At 39.7% G+C, this 721-nt stretch carries 1 pseudogene; it reads right to left on the bottom strand.

Annotated features, from left to right (window positions below):
• Nucleotides 1–98: 98 nt before the first annotated feature.
• Nucleotides 99–721 (bottom strand): annotated as a pseudogene (locus tag KTHG_RS00060) (phage major capsid protein); the annotation flags it as partial.

Raw genomic sequence — 721 nt, forward strand, 5'->3', positions numbered from 1 at the left:
ACAACGCCATTATTTTTAATCGTAGCCATTATTCAACCTCCCATGAAATATTGGCGCTCTTAGCATTCGGACTAGCCGACACGTTTAATGAGCCGGCATTAGCTGGGAATCGCAAGTGTCCAAACAGCTGCCGCCTTGTCATCTTTTGCTTTACCATATGCAAATTGTTTTGCTGTGTATAAATCTAAATCTTCAATAGCTAACGTTTGATCATATTTACGTAATGTAATCCCACCGCCTACATAAGCATCGTAACGTTTTTTCACAAACGTTAAAACGGTACCAGCTTTTTGGGCAACGGATTCAACAATTGTTAAATTAAATGGTAAGGCTGTTACATATACACCATTGGCATTTAATGACGTATATTGTGCTTTCACGTCCCATGCATCTACTGGATTCACAACCATCACAACTAATCCATCTACTAACACAGATTTTCCTTTTTCATCTGTTGAATGGTATTTATAAACACCTGTTAATTCTTTTACCGTTACGGTTGAATCGGCAAATGTTAATTCACCTTGTGCTGTTTTTTCTGGATAAACACCACCTGTAATCGCCACACCTTCTTGTACTTGGCGGTTTAACCCCACCGGCTTATCGTTTCCATCACCGGCAAGAAAAGCTGCTTCAAGCGCTACCGCAAATGCTTCATCAATTTGTGCTGATACAAATGCAGATACCCAAGCTGGTCCAAAATCTGTTAAATCTTTTGGTA

The organism is Kurthia sp. Dielmo (assembly GCF_000307285.2).
Classification (GTDB): domain Bacteria; phylum Bacillota; class Bacilli; order Bacillales_A; family Planococcaceae; genus Kurthia; species Kurthia populi.